This window comes from Rhodococcus sp. NPDC057529 (genome assembly GCF_042802055.1).
Taxonomy (GTDB): Bacteria; Actinomycetota; Actinomycetes; order Mycobacteriales; family Mycobacteriaceae; genus Rhodococcus_F.
On record NZ_JBHVEY010000015.1, the window covers coordinates 131,369 to 151,689 of the forward strand.

The window sequence follows — 20,321 nt, forward strand, 5'->3', positions numbered from 1 at the left end:
TACGAGAAGGGGATCTACCGGATGTGGCCCACTCACTGGCCTGCTGTTGCGCGTGACATCGCCGAAGCGCTGGACGTTGCCCTCGTCGCGGCGCGGGCGTCGGATGCGGCGGCGCTGACCGAGGCGACGGAAGACCTGGCTGCCCTGCCCGCGGAGCAGGTCGGTGCGGTGTTGGCGGGGGTGGTCCGGGAGCTCCTCGAGACGCTGCACCCGGACGGACTGACGGGGGAGGACGTGCAGGACGTGCTCACCCGGTGCGCGCGGGCGGCGGCGCTCTGGTTGCCGGCAGTGGACGTCGACTCGCTGGTCACGGTGCTGACCGGCGCGCTCGGTGTGGCCGACGTCGAGGAGAACCCGCGCAGGCCCGAGCGTGCCGTGGAGGCCGCGATCCTGGTGATCGCCGACCTTCTGAGCGCGGCGGAGGTGCCCGCCGACGGCTACGTGCGCCGGGCGCTCGACGAGATCGCGCGCGCCGAAACCGTGGAGATGCCCTGAGTCGTCAGAGTTCGGTGCGGATGTGGTCGGCGAGCCGACCGATCTGGTCCTCGTTGCGGCGGTAGTGGGTCCATTGGCCGATCCGATGGCTGGTGACCAGGCCGGCGCTCTGTAGGGCGGCCATGTACTGCGACGCCGTCGACTGGGAGACCTCGGCCCTCGCCTGAATGTGCTTCAGGCATACGCCCACTTCTTCGGCGGGTTCGAGTTGTGGGGGAAAGCTGTCCGGGTCCTTCAGCCACTGCAGGATGCGCACGCGGGTGGGGTTCGACAGCGCCTTGAAGACGAGGGCGAGGTCGTCGGGTTCCGGAAGTTCGCTCACGAAAACCAGCGTACCGCTATATCGCGATTTTCCGATATGTGTGCTTCACTCAACGTATCGCAATTTCGCGATATACCGATAGGAGCGAGTGATGGCGAAGCGCAGAATGGCAGTGGTCGTCGGTGCTCGTGGTGTGATCGGTGGCAATCTGATCGACCACCTCGAGGCGACCGGGGAGTGGGACGTCGTCGGACTGTCCCGCCGCGGTGGGACGGACACCGAGCGGGTGCGGCACATCGCGGTCGACCTGCTCGACGCGGGCGACGCCGCCGAGAAACTGGGCGAACTGCACGAGGCGACGCACATCTTCTACGCCGCCTACCAGGACCGTCCGTCGTGGGCGGAACTCGTCGCTCCCAACGTCGCCATGCTCGTCAACGCGGTGAACGCGCTCGAACCGGTGGCCGCCGGGCTCGAGCACATCAGCCTGATGCAGGGTTACAAGGTGTACGGCGCCCACCTCGGACCGTTCAAGACGCCGGCGCGGGAGAGCGACCCGCCCCACATGCCGCCCGAGTTCAACGTCGATCAGCAGCAGTTCCTCGAGGACCGTCAGCGCGGCAAGAGCTGGACGTGGTCCGCCATCCGGCCCTCGGTCGTGTGCGGATTCGCGCTCGGAAACCCGATGAACCTCGCGCTCGTGATCGCCGTCTACGCCACGATGTCGAAGGAACTCGGAGTGCCGCTGCGCTTTCCGGGCAAGCCCGGCGCGTACACGAGTCTGATCGAGATGACCGACGCGGGACTGCTGGCCGAGGCGACGGTCTGGGCCGCCACCACTCCCGAGTGCGCCAACCAGGCCTTCAACGTCAACAACGGCGACCTGTTCCGCTGGGACGAGATGCTGCCGAAGATCGCCGACTTCTTCGAACTGGACGTCGCGCCGCCGCTGGCGATGTCGATGGACGTCGTCATGGCAGACAAGGAACCGGTGTGGAACGGCCTCGTCGCGAAGCACGGACTGGTGCCGACGCCGTATTCGGACGTCTCGTCGTGGGCGTTCGGCGACTTCGTCTTCGGCTGGGACTACGACGTCATCGCCGACGGGTCGAAGGCGCGCAGGTTCGGTTTCCACCGACATGTCGAGACCGAGCAGATGTTCCTCGACATCTTCCGCGACCTGCGGGCGCGGAAGATCATTCCCTGACGCGGACTACGGGCGCAGTCCGGATTCGACGTTGGCGGCGATTCGCCGGAGCAGCCCCGCCAGCACCGCGCGTTCGTCCTCGTCCAGTCCCTCGAGGAATTGCCGGTCGCGTTCGACGCGCTGCGGGAATTCGGTGTCGACGAGGGCGCGTCCGGCCTCGGTCAGGTGGAGCAGCACGACGCGGCCGTCGCGTTCGAAGGGTAGCCGTTCCACCAGTCCCAGCCGGCCCAGGCGGTCGACGTGCTTGGTGGTGGAGGCGCCGCTGAGCATGGTCACGGCGGTGACCTCGCTGGCGCGCAGCGGCCGGTCGCTGCGGGCGAGCACGCACAGGACGTCGAACTCGGCGCGCGAGACCCCGCTCGCGTCGAGGGCGCGGTCGAGTTGCTGCAGGGCCTGGGATCCGATCCGGGTGATGCGACCCATCACCTCGATCGGTGACGTGTCCACGTCGGGATGGGTCTCCGCCCATTCGCGTCGTACGCGATCGGTGAAATCCTCATCCGGGCGTGGGGCAGGGCTCATGAAAACCATCGTAGCGACCGACTTCACACTATTTCACAACTATTTTACTAGTGAAATATACGGTACGCTGAGGCCATGCAGGCTTCTCCTCGACACGCACCCGACCTCAGCCGGCTCCATCACTCCCGTGGGGCGCTGGCCCACTCGGTGGCGCCGTCGACGTGGCGCCGGGCGTTCGAGGTCCGGACCGCGGACGCCACCATCGCGCCTGCCATGCGCGTGGGTGCGGCGACGGCGCTGGTGCTGGTGATCGGCGGCCTGCTCGGGCACGGCAACCTCGCCGGTTTCGCGGCGCTGGGGGCGCTGACCGCCGCGTTCGGCCGGTACGAGCCATACCCGCGGCTCGCCCGCAAGACGGGTCTCGTCGGTGTCGCACTCGTCGTCTTCGTCGCCGGGGGAGCGCTCCTCGGTGCGGCCGGACTGTCCCTCTGGCTGCAGATAGCGGTCATGGCCGTGGCGTCGGGGATCGCCGCCTGGCTGCTGGCGGCGTTCCGGATCGCCGGCCCCGGTCCCGTCATCCTGATCTTCGCGGCCACCGCGGCGGTCGGGTACTCGACGCGGCTCGCCGATCTCGGGCCGGCGGTCGTGGCCGTGGCGACCGGTGTCGTCGTGGGCTGGATCGCCGCCATGACGCCCTGCCTGTTCGTTCCCCTCGGTCCCGCGCGACTGGCGGCGGCGCGGGCGCTCGCCGCCGTCGCACAGCTGGAACGTGCGCACGACGCCTCCGCGATCGCGGCCGCCCGCAAGGCCATCGACAACGCGCGGGACGTGATCGCGCACAGTGGCCGGGGCCGGGACGGTCACTCCCATCAGTTGTTCGCGCTCCTCGCCGAGGCGGACACCGTGGTCGACCGGTGGGCGCACGAGCGCGACCACGACACCCTGCGTGCGCTCGTCGATCACGAGTCGGAGCTTCGTAAGGTGAAGCGCCGCAGCGAACTTCCGGCTTTTGCCGCGGAGGCCGCGGCGCTGCCGGAGCCGGACGGCTTCCTCGCGGAAGGCGTCCGGGGGCTGCGGTCGCGTGAGGGGATCGTGAACGCCGCCCGCATCGCCGCCGCTGCCGCGCTGGCCGGATGGATCTGTGTGGCAGTGGGATTGGAACATCCGCTGTGGGCGTCGATGGGTGCGATGGCCGCGATGCAGGGGTTCAACTTCAGTCAGACGGTGCAGCGGGGGATTCAACGTCTCGTCGGCAACGTGGCGGGCGCCGTCCTCGCCGCCGGGCTGATCGCCGCGGCGATGGGGTACTGGCAGACCGTCGTGGTGATCGTGGTGCTGCAGACCGTGACCGAACTGGTGGTCATCAAGAACTACGCGTTCGCGTCCGTCGCCATCACACCCATGGCGCTGCTGCTGACCGGTCTCGGGTCGGCGGTGGCGCCGGACATCGCGGTGAGCCGCGTCGTCGACACGCTCGTCGGTGTGGTGGTCGGTGTGATCGTCTCGGCCGTCGCGATCAGCCGGACCGACCACCATCACGTGGTCTGAGGGCGCTCAGATTCCCGTCGCGGAAACGTAACCGGCGAATCCGATCGCGCACGCGCCCGCGCAGAGGACGAGGGTTCCGCACGCCACCGGCCACGCGAGCGTGCGGCGCGCGATGCGGGCGATCGTGACCGCGCCGCCCACCACGGTCACCAGTGCCGCGACCGCGAGCGCGACGCACACCGCGATCCACGCGTTCTCGGTGCTGCAGGATTGCGGCGGGCAGTAGTCCAGGAACAGCAGCCAGAAGAACGCCGCGACCGCGGAGATGCTGGCGACCGCGACCGCGACGACGATCGCTGCCGCCGACACCGCCACGTCCCAGCCGTTCGGTGACGGGCGCTGTTCGTCACCGGTGGGTGGATGATTCCATGGTTGTGGCGCAGGCCCCCCTTGCTGCATGTTCGTCACAGTACATCCGCGGCCGGGGGGATCGGCGGCGGCAGCGGTGACCCGTCCGGGCGCAACCCGGCGAGGAACACCGTGATCAGCCGCGGAACGAGATTGGCCGTCGTGTCCTCGAACATCAGCACGTGCGGCCGGGTGAGCATCGCGATCCCCATGATGATCTCGAGCGGCACGACGTCCTCGCGGATGAGCCCGAACTCCTGGAGCCGGTGAATGAGTTCGGTGACCGACGCCTTCGTCTGCTCCCGCGTGTCGCGCACGTCGGGCGGCAGTTCGTCGAGGCTGTTGACCAGTGCGGGCACCAACGCTCCCATCCGCAGATCGACCACCGCGTCGACGAACCGTCGCCATGCCGCCTCGGGTTCGTCGGCGCACTCGTCCAGCGCCCGGGCCGCGAGTTCGCGGACCTCGGTGAGCGTCGTGCGGGCGACGGCGTGGGCGAGGTCGTCCCGGCTCGGAAAATTCCGGTAGAGGGTGGCGATTCCGACGCCGGCGTGCGCGGCGATGGCGTCGAGCGGTGCATCGTGCCCGCGGTCGGCGAACACCGCCCGGGCCGCCTTGATCAGGGTGTTGCGGCGTTCCAGCGCGTCGGCTCGCATCGGGGCACCTCTCTCGTTTGACAACCCAGCATAACCGGAGGAATATTCTCCACAAATACTGGAGGAATTTCCTCCACTTAGTGGAAGGGGAGTCCGATGAGCGCCGCGGATACCGGGACACTCGACCCTCGCATCGAACCCGTCGGGCAGGCGAGCAACGGCCCGTCCGATCCGGTGAAAATGATTGCCGTCGTGCTGGGACTCACCGCCGTGATCGCCGTGATGCTGCTGGCGTTCGCGCTGCCCGCCGTCCACAGCGGCCCGCACGACCTGCGGCTGGGTGTCGCCGGGCCCGACGCGGCCGTCACCCGGATCGATGCCGCCCTCGACGCGGGCCGCCCCGGGGGTCTTCGCCACCGAGCGATTCGCCGACGCCGAGGCGGTCCGGACGGCGATCGAGCACCGGGAGGTGGTCGGCGGAATCGTCGCGACACCGGAGGGCATGAAGGTCCTGTCCGCCGGCGCGGGCGGGGCGCCCATCGCGCAGACGATGAACGGTCTCGCGGCGGGCATGAGCGCGACTGCGGGACAGCCTGTTCCGGTCGAGGACGTCGTTCCGTTGACAGCTGACGACCCTGCCGGGGCCGGCCTCGGCGGCTTGGCGCTTCCGTTGGTCTTCGGCGGCATGATCCCCGCGATCGTGCTGGTGCGACTGTTCCCGCGCAGCGTCACGAGCAGGGTGGCGGGGGCGGTGCTCTTCGCCGTGAGCGCCGGACTGGCGTTGACCGCCATTCTGCAGTTCGGTCTCGGAAGCGTCGACGGCGACTACTGGACGACGTCCGGTGCCGTCATCCTCGGGATCGCTGCCATTTCCCTGACCGTCCTCGGACTCGAATCCGTTCTGGCCATCGCGGGGTTCGCGCTCGGAGCGGTGACGATGATGTTCCTCGCCAACCCGCTGTCGGGGCTGGCGACCTCCCCGGCGTGGCTGCCCTCGGGGTGGGGTGCGTTCGGTCAGCTCCTGCCGCCCGGAGCGGCGGGAACCGTGGTGCGGTCGACGGCGTTCTTCGACGGACACGGAGGCGGCGCGGGCCTGCTCGTGCTGACCTGCTGGATCCTGTTCGGGCTCGGCCTGTGCGTGGTATCCGGACTGCGTGAGCGGCGCGCCCCTCGAGAACCGGCCGTCGCCTGACGCTGTGGTTTGATGGCGGCATGGGGGAACGACGGATCGTCCGCCGACTGGTCGGCATCGGAGCGGGCCTCGGCGCGCTCGCGGTCCTCGTCGTCGCGGCCTCGACGGTGTGGATCTCGCGCGAGGCCGAGGGACACGTCTACGACGTCGAGGACGCACCCGAAGCCCCGGTGGTCATCGTTCTCGGTGCGCAGGTACGTGACGGCAAACCCCGGGAATATCTGGCCGGACGCCTCGACGTCGCCGTCCGCCTCGTGCAGGACGGGCGGGCGCGGGCCGTGCTCGTCTCGGGCGACGGCGCGGGCAGATCCGGTGACGAGATCGCGGCGATGACGGAATACCTGGTCGAGAAGGGCATCGACCGCAGCCGGATCGTCGGCGACCGGTACGGGCTCGACACGTACGACACGTGCGCGAGGGCCGTCCAGACGTACGGAGTGACCAAGGCGCTGATCGTCACTCAGGGTTTCCACGTCCCCCGGGCGGTCGCGCTGTGCCGCGGCGCCGGGATCGACGTCGCCGGTGTCAACGCCGGGTGCGAATGCCGCCCGATCACGATGGCCAGGAACACCGTGCGCGAATCGCTGGCCCGCCCCAAGGCCGTCCTCGACCTGCTGTCCGGGCGCGATCCGGTGGTGGTCTCCGAACCCGAGGACTCGCTCGGCAAGGCCCTCGCCGCCGGGGGCTGACGTCGAACCGCCGCGGTGCGGTAGTCACGTCGGTAGGCTTCGACGCGTCGACGATCGGGAGGTTCACGATGGTTGCGGGTGCACGACCGGATCCCGGTCCGCGTGAGGTCCGGAAGTGGCGTCGCTACCTCGCCGACGAACGCGCCGAGGCCGCCGTCTACCGCGATCTCGCGAAACGCCGCACCGGTGAGGAACGCGAGATACTGCTGGCGCTCGCCGACGCCGAGGGACGGCACGAGGCGCACTGGCGTGCACTGCTCGGCGAGCACGTCGGCAAACCCGTTCGCGGTGACGTCCGCACGCGCATCCTCGGCGTGCTGGCCCGGCGGTTCGGATCGGTGTTCGTGCTCGCCCTCGCGCAACGCGCGGAGACCCGGTCGCCGTACCCGACGGACGTCGACGCCCCCGCCGCCATGGGGGCGGACGAGCGCATCCACGAAGAAGTGGTGCGGGCGCTGGCCGCGCGTGGGCGAAATCGTCTGTCCGGCACGTTTCGTGCTGCCGTGTTCGGTGCCAACGACGGCCTGGTCAGCAATCTCGCCCTCGTGCTCGGCATCAGCGGCAGCGGCGTCGACAATCACATCGTGCTGCTGACCGGTCTCGCCGGTCTGCTCGCGGGCGCGTTGTCGATGGGTGCGGGCGAGTACGTGTCCGTGCGGTCGCAGCGTGAACTGCTCGAGGCGTCGGCGCCGGGGGAGGGGGCCCGCGCGGCGGTGCCGCTCCTCGACGTCGACGCGAACGAACTCGCACTCGTGTACCGGGCGCGGGGCATGCCTGCCGACGACGCCGAGAAACGCGCGGCCGACGTGTTGAAGAGAGCCGCTGCGCCCGAGCCTGTTTCGGGTGCGGAGACCGTCGACCAGCACGAGGCCGTCGGCACCGGACTCGGTGCGGCGGCGGCGAGTTTCTGCTTCTTCGCGTCCGGTGCGGTGATCCCCGTGCTGCCGTATCTCTTCGGGATGGAAGGCACCGCGGCGCTCGTGGTCGCCGCCGCACTCGTCGGCGTCGCCCTGCTCGGAACCGGCCTGGTGGTCGGGTTGCTGTCGGGTGGGCCCCCGGTCAAACGGGCTCTACGTCAACTGGCAATCGGGTACGGCGCAGCCGCCGCCACCTACCTGCTGGGCATGCTGTTCGGGACCGGCGCCTGAGAACGTCATCATCACCACGGGTGTGGAACCGTAGCCGGGCACCGGAAACGCGCGCACCGTGTGCCGCGACCACGACCCGTCCGACACGGCTACGCGGGCCGGCCCGGGACGGCGGCCGGTGATCCGCTGCCGCACCGCCGCGAGGTCGTTGCCGTGCAGCAATCCGATCTGGCCACCCTCCGCCTCGGGTGACAGCCCCGCCAGCGGCGCGGTGATCCACTTGATGACGTAGCCGTGTTGTGAGTCGACCAGTGCCGCATGGACACCCGCGACGGCGTGCACGGTCGATGCGACGTCGGAGTCCATCACCCGGATCGCCAGTTCGCCGACGTCGGTCTTGTGCGTGACATCGTGGTCGACGCCCCGCAACACCACCCCTTCGGGGGTCGCGACGGCTCGGCGCACGAAGCGGACGAGGCGCAGCGTCCCGTCGTCGTGCCGGGCGATCAGTTCCCCGGACAGGAACTCGCCGTCCCGGGCGTTGTCGACGCGTTCCATCAGCACCGCGATGTCGGAGATCCGCGGCACTCTCCGGTACAGGTCGGCGAGACCGAAGTGGCCGTGCTCCGGCCGGGTGTCCGCCACGCCGTACAGATTCCGGAACTCGCGTGTCCATCGGGTGCGTCGCGGACCCGCCGCCACGGACAGGTTCCATTCCCAGCCCGCCGCCGCGTGCGGCAGTGGCACCGGACCGTCCGCGCGCCCGGTGTAGATCTGCACCGCCAGGACGTCGCCGCCCGGACCGAGCACCGGCCTTCCCACGACGAGATCGATGTCGCCGACGGTCTCACCGAGGGCCACCTGCACCGGCTGTCCCGACGACTTCACCGTGTCGATGGCCCCTGCCACCAGCGTCAGCATCCTGCCGCGGTACACGTTGCCGAGCGGACGGCACTGCCGCTGCTTGATGCCCTCGGCGATCACCGTCGGTGCATCCCCCAGGGTTTCGACCAGGATCCATCCGTCGCCGCGTCCCCGTTGTTCCACTCGTACCGCCCCCCCTTCGGCGCCCGATCATCGCACGACGACGACCCTCGCGCGCGGCGAGGAACCTCAGGCCGGTGCGGTCGCCACGGCGTCGAGGAGCCCCGGGAAGCGGGCGTCGATGTCGGATCTGCGCAGCTGTGCCATCCGCGAATTGCCGCGGTCGACCTGCTTGATCAGCCCGGCTTCGCGCAGAACCTTGAAGTGGTGGCTGCGGGTCGATTTGGACACGGGCAGCCCGAACGACGTGCAGTGGCGTTCCGCGCCTTCGGCTTCGATCAGGAGTTTCTGCACGACCTCCAGTCGCAGGGGGTCGGCGAGTGCGGCGAGCACGGAGACCAGTTCGATCTCGTCGACTGCGGGATGTCCCTCGGCGTCGGGCACGGCGCACCTCCAGGTTCGGTCTTCGACCACCAGACTGAAGGTTCGCCTTGCATCGAACCTCGCTCTGGTGCATGGTTCGTATTGTATCGAACCTCTGGTGCACGGGGGCAACGCACACTTCAGGAAGGATCGACATGAGCTCGGAGCTGACCACGTCGGACGCCACGACGCCGACGCCACCACCCGACACGACACCGGCCGCCCCGCGACGCGGGAATCTCACCCTCGCCGCGGTCCTCCTGGCCGTGCTCGTCGTCCCGATGTCGATCTCCGGGACCGCGGTGGCGCTGCCCGCGATCTCCGCAGACATCGGCGGTGGCGCATCCGGCCAGCAGTGGGTGGTGAACAGTTTCAACCTGGCGTTCGCCTGCTTCACCCTGGTCTGGGGGTCGCTGTCGGACCGCTTCGGCCGGGGCCGTCTGTTCGCCGCCGGGGCCGCCACCTTCGCGGCCGGGAGCATCGCCAGCGCGCTGGCCCCGAACATCGTGGTCCTCGACGTCGCCCGCGGCGTCGCCGGTCTCGGTGGTGCCGCCATCTTCTCGTGCGGCGCGGCGATCCTGTCGTCCGCGTTCGACGGGCCCGCCCGATTGCGCGCGTTCGCCCTGTTCGGGACGACCGCCGGCATCGGTGTGGCGCTCGGACCGACGCTGTCCGGTCTTCTCGTCGACACGGCGGGCTGGCGGCCCATCTTCGTGATCCAGGCCGCCGTGCTGCTCGTGGTGCTGACCTCGACCCCGCTGATCGGACTGGCCCGACCGGCCGGCGACGCCCCCGCGAAGTTCGATCTCCTCGGCACCGTCCTCCTGGTCCTCGGTCTGCTCGCTGCGATGGTGGGCATCGTCCAGGGCGGGCCCTGGGGTTGGGGCAGTCCGGCGGTCGTGGCGTCGTTCGTCCTCGCCGCCGCGCTGCTGATCGGGTTCGCCCGCGTCGAATCGCGACGCCCGGCCCCACTGCTGGATCTCGAACTGCTCACCCACCCGCGGTTCATGGCCCTGTGCCTCGTTCCGGTGGCAGCGTCGTTCGGCTTCGTCACGCTGCTCACCTACTTCCCGACCTTCCTCCAGTTCGTGGCCGGACAGTCTTCGGCGAAGGCGGGCCTCGTGACCGTGCTCCTCACGATTCCGGTCGTGGTGGGCCCCCTCGCGGCGGGCCGTGTCGTCGGCGCCGGGGTGAACCCGCTCGTCGTGATCTGGATCAGCCTGGGAGCGTTGATCGCCGGCGACCTGGGTCTGCTGCTGGCGGGCCCCGACACGGTGATCGCGGTCATCGCGGTGCCGCTGCTGCTCGCGGGATCCGGAATGGGACTGTCCGCCGGTCTCGTCGACGGTCAGGCGCTCGCACTCGTCCCCGAGGAGAAGGCGGGTATGGCTGCGGGCGTGGTGAACACGATGCGGCTGGGCAGCGAGGCCCTGGCGGTGGCCGTGTACGCGGCGCTGCTCACCGGCCTCGCCACCCGCCGTGGCGAGGAAGGGCTGACCGCGGTCGACGCCTACGACAGCGCGTTCCACACGACGCTCGTCGTGCTGGCCGTCGTCGTCGCCGGGTTGTCGGGTCTGATCGCGGTGCTGCTGCGACGCGGGGCGAGCACATCGTGACGACGGGAGCCGACCTGCGATCGCGCTACCAGGTCGTGGTGGCCGGGGGCGGCCCGGTGGGATCGCTGACCGCACTCGAATTGGCGCGCAGTGGAATCGACGTCCTCCTCCTCGAGGCGGCGCCACACACCACCGACGTTCCGAAAGCGGGGACGATCCATGCCCGCAGCATCCAACTGCTGACGCGCCGCGGGCATTTCGCGGCGCCGGACGTCGGCTCCGGCGCCGTGTCGACGACGTTTCACTACGCCGGCGTGTGGGGGCTGGAGATCACCGCACCGCCCGGTGAGGGTCCGGCCATCGCCGGTATCGGTCAGAGCGACCTCGAAAGGCTGTTCACCGCACGGCTGATCGGACTCGGCACGCCGGTGCTGAAGGCCGCGGTCGTCACCGACGTCGTCCAGGACGACGCGGGGGCGACGGTGACGTTCACCCACGAGGGACTCACGCGGACGGTGACGGCCGACTGGGTGGTCGGAGCGGACGGCGCCCGCAGCATCGTGCGGCGAAGCGTCGGCTTCACCGCGACCGAGACCGCGCCGACGGCCGCCGCGCTCCTGGGTCTCGCCGTCCTCGACGACCCCGCCGGCGCACCCCGGGGATGGGTGCGCACCGACCGGGGCTGGACCGTCCTCAACGTCAATGCTTCCGGTCTCAGCCGCATCATCACGTTCGACCTCGGGAGTCCGCACGAGGACCACCGCAGGCCCCTCACCGCGCAGGAATTGCAGGAGACCGTCGACCGGTTCGCGGGCCGACCCGTTCCGTTCCGGCACGCACGGTCGCTGTCCCGGTTCAGCGACTACTCGCGGCTGGTCGACACCTACCGGCTCGGGCGGGTAGTCCTCGTCGGTGACGCTGCGCACGTGCACTTTCCGCTCGGCGGGCAGGGATTGAACCTCGGCATCGCCGACGCCGTCGGCCTCGGGTGGCGCCTCGCCCTCGTCGCCCGGAGGCAGGCAGGCCCGTCGATCCTGGACGACTACTCGCGGGAGCGGCACGCCTGCGCGGCCGCGGTGATCGCCAACGTCGCCGATCAGCGTGAACGCATGCGGATCGGTGCCGTCGGCGACCGCCTGCGAACCGAACTCGATCGTCTGCTGGAAGACCGCAACCGGAACCGGGCGCTGGGGTCCGCGATCAGCGCTCAGCGCCGGCCGGCGCCCCGCGCACTCGCCCACGCGGCGCCCGGCGACTTCGCGGTGAACACGGTGATCGAGACGGACACCGGAATCACCGACCTGATCCGGTTGCACGCCACGGCAGGAAGCCGGGGTCTCCTGCTGTGCGGGAATGCGCCCGAATCCGCCCGCGCGCTCGTCGACACCGGCTGGGGCGAGCGGGTGGCCGTGATCCGCGTGCGGAACCTCGAAACCGACGTCCTCGTCCGGCCCGACGGCGTCGTGGCGTGGTCGGGGACTTGCGGAGACGGCAACGAACTCTCGGCCTGCCTGGCCGAGACGTTCGGTACCGGCGATCAGATCGCGGAGCCGCCGTTCGGGCTGATGGCCTGCCCGACGAGGTAGTGCTCGTCGCTCGCGAGGTGCAGCACCGTGGCAGCGTATTCGTCGACCGATCCGAAGCGGCCCGCCGGGCAGCTCTGCCAGAGCCGGTTGCGGCCGGTCTGGCCGATCTGCTCGAGATAGCCGTTGAAGGCGGGCGTCGCGACGCCGCCGGGTGCCATCGCGTTGACGAAGATGTTCGCGCCTGCCACCTCCAACGCCACGGAGCGGGTGAATGCGACGACCGCGCCCTTGGTGGCGCTGTAGTGCGGACTGTGTGCACTGCGCGCCGAGATGCCGGCGATCGACGCGATGTTGACGATGCGCCCGTACCGCTGCGGTTCCATCAGCCTCAGCGCTTCCCGGGTGCAGTAGAACACGCCGTGCACGTTGACGTCCCAGTACCGCAACCATTCTTGGTCGGTGATCTCGCTGGTGAACCGGAGCGAGTCGCGTTCCACCGGTGTCTGCAGATAGGCGTACAGCGTGTTGCGACGCTCGGTGTCGATCGGCCGGTTGGGCGTCAGCGCGGCGTTGTTGACGAGCGCGTGCACGGTGCCGAACCGTTCGACCGCGGCCGCGAACAGGTCGTGGACCTCCGCGCTCGACGACACGTCGCACCGCACGGCGAGGCAGGTGCCCCCGGCTTCCTCGATGTCGCGGCGGGCGTCGTCCAGTGCCGCGTCGCTGACATCGCAGATGACGACCTTCGCGCCCTCGCGGGCCAGGGTGACGGCGATCGCCTTGCCCAGGCCCGGCCCGGCGCCGGTCACCACGGCCACTTTGTCCTTCATCCGCATGTTCTTCTCCTCGTGGGTCAGGTGCGCGAGAACGTCTCGCGCAGTTCTCGTTTCAGTACCTTGTGGCTCGGTCCTGTCGGCAGCACGTCCACGACGTGCACCTGCCGCGGGTACTTGTGCTTCGCGAGCCGGGATCTGCTCCATTCGATCAACGTCGTCGGATCGAATCCGGCGGTCGGATCCGCCGGGACGACCACCGCGCAGACCTCTTCGCCGCGGATGGCGTCGGGCAGGCCGATCACCGCGACCTGCGACACCGCGGGATGTGCCGAGAGAACATCCTCGACCTCGCGGGGGTAGACATTGAATCCGCCGCGGATGATCACGTCCTTCTTGCGGTCGACGACGGTGACGAAGCCGTCGGCGTCCTTCGTCCCGAGATCGCCGGTGCGGAACCAGCCGTCGACGACGGCCTCGGCGGTCGCGTCCGGCCGGTTCAGGTATCCGGCGAAGATGTTGTGCCCGCGGATGACGATTTCCCCGACCTCGCCGTCGGGAAGCAGTTCGACGGTGAGTTCTCGTTCGGGGTCGGCGATCTCGACGTCCACACCCCACACCGGCCTGCCGACTGTTCCCGGCCGGGTACCGTACGCGGCCTGATTCGCGCACGCCACCGGCGCCGTCTCCGACAGACCGTACCCCTCGTACACGGTCGTCGCGAACGCGGCGGCGAACTCGTCGAGCACGTTCACGGGCAGTGACGCGCCACCCGAGATGCAGGTGCGCAGCGACGGAAGCGCGCAATCCGCGGCGCGGGCGGCGTCGAGCAGGGCGATGTACATCGTCGGCACTCCGTGGAAGACGTCGACGCCTTCGCGGACCATCATCTCGACCGCCGCGTCGCCGGAGAAGCGGGGCAGCAGGACGATCGTCGCGCCCACCCGGAATGCGGCGTTCATGGTGGCCGTCTGCCCGAACGCGTGGAACAGCGGAAGGCAGCCGAGCACGATATCCGACTTGCGGACGTCGTTCGCGTCGAGTGCCGACACCGTGGCGTTCAGGACCATGTTGAGGTGGGTGAGGACCGCGCCCTTCGGCGCGCCCGTCGTGCCGCTGGTGTAGAAGACGACGGCGGGATCCTCGGCCGACCGCGACACGTAATTCGCTGCGGTCGTCGTACCTTCGGAGAGTGCCCCACTCGCCGCGACCGCCACGTGTGCCTCGTCGGCGGCGCGGATCGCCACCTCCGTGGTCTGGCCGTGGCAGACGATCAGTTTCGCCTCGCTGTCGCGCAGCACGTAGGCGACCTCGGCGGCGGTGAGGAGGAGGTGGACGGGTACGACCACCGCCCCCGCGGTAAGGATTCCGAAGTACACGACCGGGAATTCGGAGACGTTGCCGATCATCAGCGCGACCCGGTCGCCCGGCCGCACACCCTGCTCGTGCAGGGCGGCGGCCACCCGCCGGGCACGGTCCCACAGGTCCCGGTACGTCAGCCGGATATCGCCGTCGACGACGGCCACGTCGTGCGGGTACTTCCGGGCGGACTCGGCGACGATCGCCGCCAGCGAGAGAGTGGCGTGGGGCGCCGAGACAGCCATGGAAATAGGACCTTTCACAGTTCGGAGGGGGTGGCGGAACGGTGCTCCCGCAGGACGGTGACAGGGATTCCCTTCACCATGACGACGGCGGCGACCATCAGCAGGGCGGCGATGACGAGCAGGGCGTTGTACAGGTTTCCCGTTGCCGTGGTGATCTGCCCGATGACGTTGGGGGTGACGAAAGCGGCCACACCGCCGATGCTGCTGATGAGCGCGATCCCGCCGGCGGCGGTGGCCGCGGACAGGTACGACGGCGGCACCGTCCAGAACACCGGCAGGGTGCCGAAGCACATCATGGCGGCCACCGTGAGGAGAGCCATCGACCCCAGGACACTCGTCTGGGTCAGCGGCAGCGCCGCGAAGCAGAATCCGGCGACCGCCAGGGGCACCGCGACGTGGAACCGGCGTTCCAGGCGACGGTCGGAACTCCGGCCGTTGACGATCATTCCGAGCACGGCGCCGGCGGCGGGCAGAGTGCTCAGGGTGCCGATCGTCGTGAGGTCGGTGACACCGAGCCCTTCGAGGATGGTGGGAGTCCAGTACGAGAACACGCTGAATCCCGCGTACATGGCGAAGAACACGAACCCCGCGATGTACACCCGCCGGTCCGTCAGGAGCCGGCGCAGAACGCTACCGGCCAACTCGCCGGCGTGCCGGGCGGTGTTCTCGGCGGCGAGTTCGCCTGCCGTGACGTCTCGTTCACGCGGTGTGAGCCACTTCGCGTCCGCGGGCCCGTCGGGCAGCAGGAACCAGGCGAGGACGCCGAGCAGGACGGCCGGGATGCCCTCGTAGACGAACAGCACCTGCCAGCCGTGCAGGCCGTGCGCACCGTCGAACGTGTTCATGATCCAGGTCGCGAGGGGTCCGCTGAGGATTCCGGCGGCGGGGACGGCGAGGACGAACATCGATGTGATCCGGCCACGTCGCGCGGCGGGGAACCAGTAGGTCAGGTACAGGATGATGCAGGGGAAGAAGCCGGCCTCGGCCGCGCCGAGCAGGAATCGGAGAATGTACAGCTGGGTGGGGGCGGTGACGAAACCGGTGGCCACCGTGATCAGGCCCCACAGGATCATGATGCGCATGACGGTCGCGCGGGCGCCGATGCGCTGCATGTACAGGTTGCTCGGCACCTCGAACAGGACGTATCCGACGAAGAACAGCGACGCGCCCAGGCCGTAGGTGGCCGTGCTGAGCCCGAGGTCGTCCATCATGCGGAGCTTGGCGAACGAGATGTTCACCCTGTCGATCGAATTGACGATGTAGGCGACGAAGAGGAAGGGGAGGAGGCGGAATGCGATCTTGCGGTAGAGCCGGTCGAGTTCGGCCTTCGTCGCCGGTGGGCCGTCGCTCCTGCCCGGGGCGCACGACTCCGTGCTCGCGGCGGCACCGCCGCGGGTTCGTGTGATTCTCATGGTGTCTCTTTCACTGGCACGGAAGTCGTGCGCGTCGGGAGGGGGCGGCGGTGGGCGTGTCAGACGCCGACGGCCTGGTTGCGCAGTTCCTGCTCCAGGATCGGCAGGGCGAATTCGTAGGACTCCTGGCCCTGCTCGGCGACGATCCGCAGGACCTCGTCGATCTGTGCGCGGTCGGCGCCGAGCGCGAGCGCGGTCGCGATGTGCCTGCGGGTGCCCGGGGAGTACATGTGGGTCAGCGCGGCATCGCCGGCGATGCAGAGCAATTCGATCCACAGTGGGGGAAGGATGTTGTCGCGCCAGATGCCGGCGCCCATCGCGAGGAACTTCTCCAGCCAGTCCCGGTCCCAGTTGTAGAGGGTTTCCCACAGCGGATTGAACTGGCCCTGTTTCCGCAGGGCATCGCAGACGGGTGTCGGGTGCACCGCTTCCGGGGGAGCCGACTGGCGACCGGCGTGGACGAGTTCCTGGGCCAGGATCGGCACACCCGTCGCGCAGGCGTGAATTCCGATCACCGCCGACAGCTTGATCACCTCGAGCAGTTCCTCGCGGGTGGCGCCGAGTTCGATCGCGGTCTTGATGTGCCGGCGGACGCCGGGCGCGTACATATGAGTGGCCGACACGTCGATCTTCAGTCGGACGAAGGCGGCGAGCTTCGGGTCGAGCATGGAATTCTGCATGTCGTCCCTCCGGTTCAGGAGACGCCGGGGACGGTGAATCCCCGCTGCCCGACGCGCCGGTTCGGGGCCATGCCCAGCTTCGCGATGGTCTCGTCGGTGCTGCTGTAGGTCTCACCGATCTTGTAGATCCTGCGGGCCTCCGTGCCGTCGGCGATGTCACGACCGAGTTCGCGGGCGAGGCGCACGGTCTGCTCGATCTGCTGCACCGACGTGATGCGTTCGCCCTTGCGGCCCCACAGGTTGTCCTCGATGCCGACCCGCACGTGCAGCCCCATCGCGATGGCCATCGCGTTCATCGGCAGCACCGCACGCATCGCGCTTTCCACCGTGAGCACGGCTCCGTCCGGGGTGCGGCGGACGAACTCCATGAGATCGGCCGGGTTGAACCCTGCCGCGCCGCCGCCGATCGCCACGTAATTGAGGATCAGCGGGCCCTGGTACAGACCCTTCCGGATGAGCCGTTCCACCGACTCGAGCTGGTGGACGTGGCCGAGCATGAAGTGGGGCTGGATGCCCGACTTGGCCAGCCGTTCGAGGTGCTCGATGTAGAAGGAGGGTCGCGCGTCCGACACCATCTCGGTGTACGCCTGGACGTACTGAGGGTTCTCCAGGATCGTGCCCTGGACGTCGTCCTCGGTGAGGAGTTCGACGATGTTCATCTGGCTGGTGTTGACGGCGACGGTCACCTGGTCGGGGGCCGGGTCCAGCTCCGCCAGCATGTGGCGGGTGTCGTAGTCGAGCCACGTGGCGGCCTGTCCCTCGTTCTCGGGCGCGAAGGAGATCGACCCGCCCACCTGGAGGACCATCTCCGGAACCGCCTCACGGAGCAGGCCCAGCATCTCGTTGAACTTGGACAGCTTCTTCGAGCCCTTGCCGTCCTCTTCCCGGACGTGGACGTGCAGCACGGAGGCGCCGGCATTGAAACAGTCGACGGCCTTCTGGATCTGGGCGTCCATGGTGACCGCGATGTCGTCGGAGTCGCTCGGCAGCCACTGTGGACCGTACGGCGCGACCTGGATGACCAGCTTCTCCTGGTTTTCGGGGTACAGGCTGTCGTCGAGAAAGTGCATGTCCATCCCTGGGTTTCGGGGGCAGATCTCCTGCTCGTCTGCCCTGTCGAGAACTCAAGGTAATGCGCATCACACCTGGCGTTTTATCCCTACGTCACTACTATTTACCTATGCGTTGCAGCCGACGAACGGGCAGTCGTGGCCGGTGAGAACACGGGCCTGCAGGCCCGGTCGATTCCCGTGGGCGCGCTCGCCAACCTGCCGAAGGTGATGGGCAGTTTCGGAGCGGACGCATGGCCCCTGCTCGAGTCGTACGGCGTCACCGCCGAACTTCTGACCGGGTACCCCCTGCGGTCGCTGCCGATCGAGACACACGGCCGAATCCTGCACGCCGCGGCGACCGAGACGGGCTGTGACCACCTCGGGCTGCTGCTGGGACAGTTCGCGTCGCTGGAGAACACCGGACCGCTGCGATTCCTCGTCACGAACGCCGACACCGTCGGGCACGCCCTCGACGCGGTGGCCCGGTTCGGCCCCATCTGGTATCGCGGGATCACCGCTGCCCTGGCCGTCGAGCGCGGCTATGCCGGCCTGTCGCTCACCCTCGACGGCCTGTTCCCGGGGCGCGAGCAATTGCTGACGGCGTACCTCGTCGCGTACGTGAAGATCCTCGAAATCCTCCTCGACCGATCCTGGCGGCCGACGTTGGTCCGCATCTCGTACCGCGAGCCGGCGTCGTCCGACGTCTACCGCCGATTCTTCGGTGCACCAATTCATTTCGACGAGCCCCGTCACGAGGTGCTGTTCCCGGAAGAAGTGCTGCAGCAGCCGGTCTCGGGCACCGACCCCACACTGCAGCACTTCTTCCACGGGCATCTGCAGCAGTTGCAGACCGGGGCGGGGCAGGACGTCGTGGGCCAGGTTCGCCGTGCCGTCGAGGAATCACTGCATGCCGGCGACTGCAGCGTCGACCAGGTGGCACAGCTGTTCTCCGTCCACCGCATCACCCTGTATCGGCACCTCGCCCGCGCGGGAACGACGTTCGAGGAGGTCGTCGATCAGACCCGCCGCGACCTCGCCGAACAGTTCCTGTCTCAGACCGACCTGCCACTCGTCGAAGTGAGCCGGCTGCTCGGGTACCGGAATCAGAGTGCGTTCAGCCGCGCGTTCCGGCGTTGGCACGACGTGCCGCCGTTGCAGTGGCGCCGCGGTCGCCGGGGTGAGGGGTCACCAGCGGACGGGCAGTGACGTCGGGCGTCGCAGGAGCACTCCCGAATCCCACGGAACCGCAGCGGGTTCGGTGTCGAGCCGCAGGTTCGGGAACTCCGTGGCCAGCCGGACCAGGGTCGTCGTGATCTCCATGCGCGCCAGGGACGCGCCCATGCAGTGATGCATGCCGTACCCGAACTGCAGGTGGCGTTTCCCGTTTCGGAACGGGTCGACCAGTTCCGGTTGCGGAAACGTGCCGGGATCCCGGTTGGCGGCGAACGCGTCGGCGTAGACCAGGGCGCCCTCGGGGATCACGGCGTCCCGCAGACGCACTTCACGGGTCGCGATCCGGGGAAACGTCGAGATGGTGCCCAGCGGAAGCACCCTGAGCAACTCCTCGACCAACTGCGGTGCCACCGAAGGTTCGTCCGCCAGGAGAGTCCACAGTGCAGGCGCCTGCACCAGCACGTACACGGCCTTCGCGAGCACCGACAGCACGTTCTGGTCGGCGCCGAGAACGGAACCCAGCAGGATCGCGACGAGTTCGTCGTCGCTGAGGGGCGGTTCCGCCTCGCCGCGTGTCGAGAGGAAGCGGTCGATCAACCCACCCTGCGTCACCGGTCGTTTCCGCTGCACGAGATCGGTCACGTAGTGGTAGACGAGCCAGAAGTTCGCGAGCAGGTCGGGGATGTCGGTGTCGTGGGACAACTGCACCACCCGCGAGGACGGACGGAAATAGTCGATGTCCGACTCCGGGATCCCGAGGAAGTCGGCATTCACCTCGATCGGCAGGCGGTCGAGGACCGTCGCGAACAGATCGGGGCTTTCCGCCCTGCGCAGCAACGCGATCCGCCGGTCGAGGATGCGCTGCACCGATCCCTTCAGCTTCTCGACGCCGGCGGGACTGTAGTCGGCGTTGACGAAACTCTTCATCCGCGCGTGATCCGGGGTGTCCAGATTCAGGAGCAGATCCGGTGGCATCGTCGTGGGCTGAAAGCTCGGTCCGCCGTCGACGTTGGTGTCCTTCCGGCCGAACGTCGGGTCCGTGAGCACCTTCAGTACGTCGTCGTAGCGGGTGAGGTGCAGTACGGTGTGCCCACTCGGCAGGATGATCTCGGGCAGTCCGGTGGCGCCTTCCGCGGTCGCCGGGGTGTAGGGGACCGGTGGGTCGAGGTTCGGAATGTCGTGGACGGACACCGCGACACCGGTCCGGCGTGCGGGGGGAGCGAGTGTCGAAACCTGGGTCGTCACGTCGTA

The 20,321-nt window shown here is 69.0% G+C and carries 20 protein-coding genes and 1 pseudogene; 9 read left to right on the top strand and 12 right to left on the bottom strand.

Annotated features, from left to right (window positions below):
• Positions 1–21 precede the first annotated feature (21 nt).
• Positions 22–495 (top strand): hypothetical protein, encoded by a 474-nt coding sequence (locus ACFU5V_RS27615; RefSeq protein ID WP_378703093.1) that lies wholly within the window; start codon positions 22–24, stop codon positions 493–495.
• 4 nt (positions 496–499) lie between these two features.
• Here ACFU5V_RS27615 and ACFU5V_RS27620 read toward each other — a convergent pair whose 3' ends face one another.
• Positions 500–817: an ArsR/SmtB family transcription factor gene (locus ACFU5V_RS27620; protein ID WP_378703094.1), complete on the bottom strand. Its 318-nt coding sequence runs from the start codon at positions 815–817 to the stop codon at positions 500–502.
• A gap of 91 nt (positions 818–908) precedes the next feature.
• On the opposite strand from ACFU5V_RS27620, the gene ACFU5V_RS27625 reads away from it, so the two are divergent.
• Positions 909–1,964 (top strand): SDR family oxidoreductase, encoded by a 1,056-nt coding sequence (locus ACFU5V_RS27625; RefSeq protein ID WP_378703095.1) that lies wholly within the window; start codon positions 909–911, stop codon positions 1,962–1,964.
• Between the two features lie 6 nt (positions 1,965–1,970).
• Here ACFU5V_RS27625 and ACFU5V_RS27630 read toward each other — a convergent pair whose 3' ends face one another.
• Positions 1,971–2,495: a MarR family winged helix-turn-helix transcriptional regulator gene (locus ACFU5V_RS27630; protein WP_219459445.1), complete on the bottom strand. Its 525-nt coding sequence runs from the start codon at positions 2,493–2,495 to the stop codon at positions 1,971–1,973.
• A 66-nt stretch (positions 2,496–2,561) separates the two neighbouring features.
• Between ACFU5V_RS27630 and ACFU5V_RS27635 the strand changes: the two genes are divergently transcribed.
• On the top strand, positions 2,562–3,974 hold the full coding sequence (locus ACFU5V_RS27635) for an FUSC family protein (protein ID WP_378703096.1): 1,413 nt from the start codon (positions 2,562–2,564) through the stop codon (positions 3,972–3,974).
• Positions 3,975–3,980: 6 nt separating this feature from the next.
• Here ACFU5V_RS27635 and ACFU5V_RS27640 read toward each other — a convergent pair whose 3' ends face one another.
• Positions 3,981–4,373, bottom strand: a complete 393-nt coding sequence (locus ACFU5V_RS27640; RefSeq protein ID WP_378432997.1) for a hypothetical protein — start codon at positions 4,371–4,373, stop codon at positions 3,981–3,983.
• A gap of 5 nt (positions 4,374–4,378) precedes the next feature.
• Complete coding sequence (locus ACFU5V_RS27645; protein WP_378703097.1) at positions 4,379–4,978, bottom strand: TetR/AcrR family transcriptional regulator; 600 nt, start codon at positions 4,976–4,978, stop codon at positions 4,379–4,381.
• 96 nt (positions 4,979–5,074) lie between these two features.
• Between ACFU5V_RS27645 and ACFU5V_RS27650 the strand changes: the two are divergent.
• The 3 genes and pseudogenes from ACFU5V_RS27650 (at position 5,075) to ACFU5V_RS27660 (ending at position 7,947) form a co-directional block, all read left to right on the top strand.
• Positions 5,075–6,110: pseudogene (locus tag ACFU5V_RS27650) on the top strand (ABC transporter permease).
• A gap of 20 nt (positions 6,111–6,130) precedes the next feature.
• A complete protein-coding gene (locus ACFU5V_RS27655; protein ID WP_378432992.1) occupies positions 6,131–6,799 on the top strand; it encodes a vancomycin high temperature exclusion protein in 669 nt (222 codons plus the stop codon).
• 68 nt (positions 6,800–6,867) lie between these two features.
• Complete coding sequence (locus tag ACFU5V_RS27660; RefSeq protein ID WP_378703098.1) at positions 6,868–7,947, top strand: VIT1/CCC1 family protein; 1,080 nt, start codon at positions 6,868–6,870, stop codon at positions 7,945–7,947.
• Here ACFU5V_RS27660 and ACFU5V_RS27665 read toward each other — a convergent pair.
• Positions 7,870–8,934 (bottom strand): GAF domain-containing protein, encoded by a 1,065-nt coding sequence (locus ACFU5V_RS27665; protein WP_378703099.1) that lies wholly within the window; start codon positions 8,932–8,934, stop codon positions 7,870–7,872. The two genes, ACFU5V_RS27660 and ACFU5V_RS27665, sit on opposite strands and share 78 nt — an antisense overlap.
• A 66-nt stretch (positions 8,935–9,000) precedes the next feature.
• The gene (locus ACFU5V_RS27670) at positions 9,001–9,315 is read right to left on the bottom strand and encodes a helix-turn-helix transcriptional regulator (protein WP_087555337.1); all 315 of its coding nucleotides are present in this window, start codon (positions 9,313–9,315) and stop codon (positions 9,001–9,003) included.
• Between the two features lie 134 nt (positions 9,316–9,449).
• Between ACFU5V_RS27670 and ACFU5V_RS27675 the strand changes: the two genes are divergently transcribed.
• Both ACFU5V_RS27675 and ACFU5V_RS27680 read left to right on the top strand, forming a co-directional pair.
• Positions 9,450–10,910, top strand: a complete 1,461-nt coding sequence (locus tag ACFU5V_RS27675; protein WP_378703100.1) for an MFS transporter — start codon at positions 9,450–9,452, stop codon at positions 10,908–10,910.
• The gene (locus ACFU5V_RS27680) at positions 10,907–12,436 is read left to right on the top strand and encodes an FAD-dependent monooxygenase (RefSeq protein WP_378703101.1); all 1,530 of its coding nucleotides are present in this window, start codon (positions 10,907–10,909) and stop codon (positions 12,434–12,436) included. The genes ACFU5V_RS27675 and ACFU5V_RS27680 overlap by 4 nt, the downstream gene beginning before the upstream one ends.
• Here ACFU5V_RS27680 and ACFU5V_RS27685 read toward each other — a convergent pair.
• The 5 genes from ACFU5V_RS27685 to ACFU5V_RS27705 are packed head-to-tail and all read right to left on the bottom strand — an operon-like array spanning position 12,388 to position 17,915.
• Positions 12,388–13,212 (bottom strand): SDR family NAD(P)-dependent oxidoreductase, encoded by an 825-nt coding sequence (locus tag ACFU5V_RS27685; RefSeq protein ID WP_378432987.1) that lies wholly within the window; start codon positions 13,210–13,212, stop codon positions 12,388–12,390. The genes ACFU5V_RS27680 and ACFU5V_RS27685 overlap by 49 nt on opposite strands.
• A 17-nt stretch (positions 13,213–13,229) precedes the next feature.
• Entirely contained in the window at positions 13,230–14,753 is a 1,524-nt protein-coding gene (locus ACFU5V_RS27690; RefSeq protein ID WP_378703102.1) for a long-chain fatty acid--CoA ligase, read from the bottom strand.
• Positions 14,754–14,767: 14 nt separating this feature from the next.
• Entirely contained in the window at positions 14,768–16,165 is a 1,398-nt protein-coding gene (locus tag ACFU5V_RS27695) for an MFS transporter (RefSeq protein WP_378703103.1), read from the bottom strand.
• Between the two features lie 59 nt (positions 16,166–16,224).
• On the bottom strand, positions 16,225–16,845 hold the full coding sequence (locus ACFU5V_RS27700; RefSeq protein WP_378432982.1) for a carboxymuconolactone decarboxylase family protein: 621 nt from the start codon (positions 16,843–16,845) through the stop codon (positions 16,225–16,227).
• 14 nt (positions 16,846–16,859) lie between these two features.
• Positions 16,860–17,915 carry a 3-keto-5-aminohexanoate cleavage protein gene (locus ACFU5V_RS27705; protein ID WP_378703104.1) on the bottom strand — a complete coding sequence of 352 codons (1,056 nt, stop codon included), beginning with the start codon at positions 17,913–17,915 and terminating at the stop codon, positions 16,860–16,862.
• 138 nt (positions 17,916–18,053) lie between these two features.
• Here ACFU5V_RS27705 and ACFU5V_RS27710 point away from each other — a divergent pair, with 138 nt between their 5' ends.
• Positions 18,054–19,103 (top strand): AraC family transcriptional regulator, encoded by a 1,050-nt coding sequence (locus tag ACFU5V_RS27710; RefSeq protein WP_378703105.1) that lies wholly within the window; start codon positions 18,054–18,056, stop codon positions 19,101–19,103.
• Here ACFU5V_RS27710 and ACFU5V_RS27715 read toward each other — a convergent pair.
• Entirely contained in the window at positions 19,083–20,315 is a 1,233-nt protein-coding gene (locus tag ACFU5V_RS27715) for a cytochrome P450 (RefSeq protein WP_378703106.1), read from the bottom strand. The genes ACFU5V_RS27710 and ACFU5V_RS27715 overlap by 21 nt on opposite strands.
• Positions 20,316–20,321: the final 6 nt, after the last annotated feature.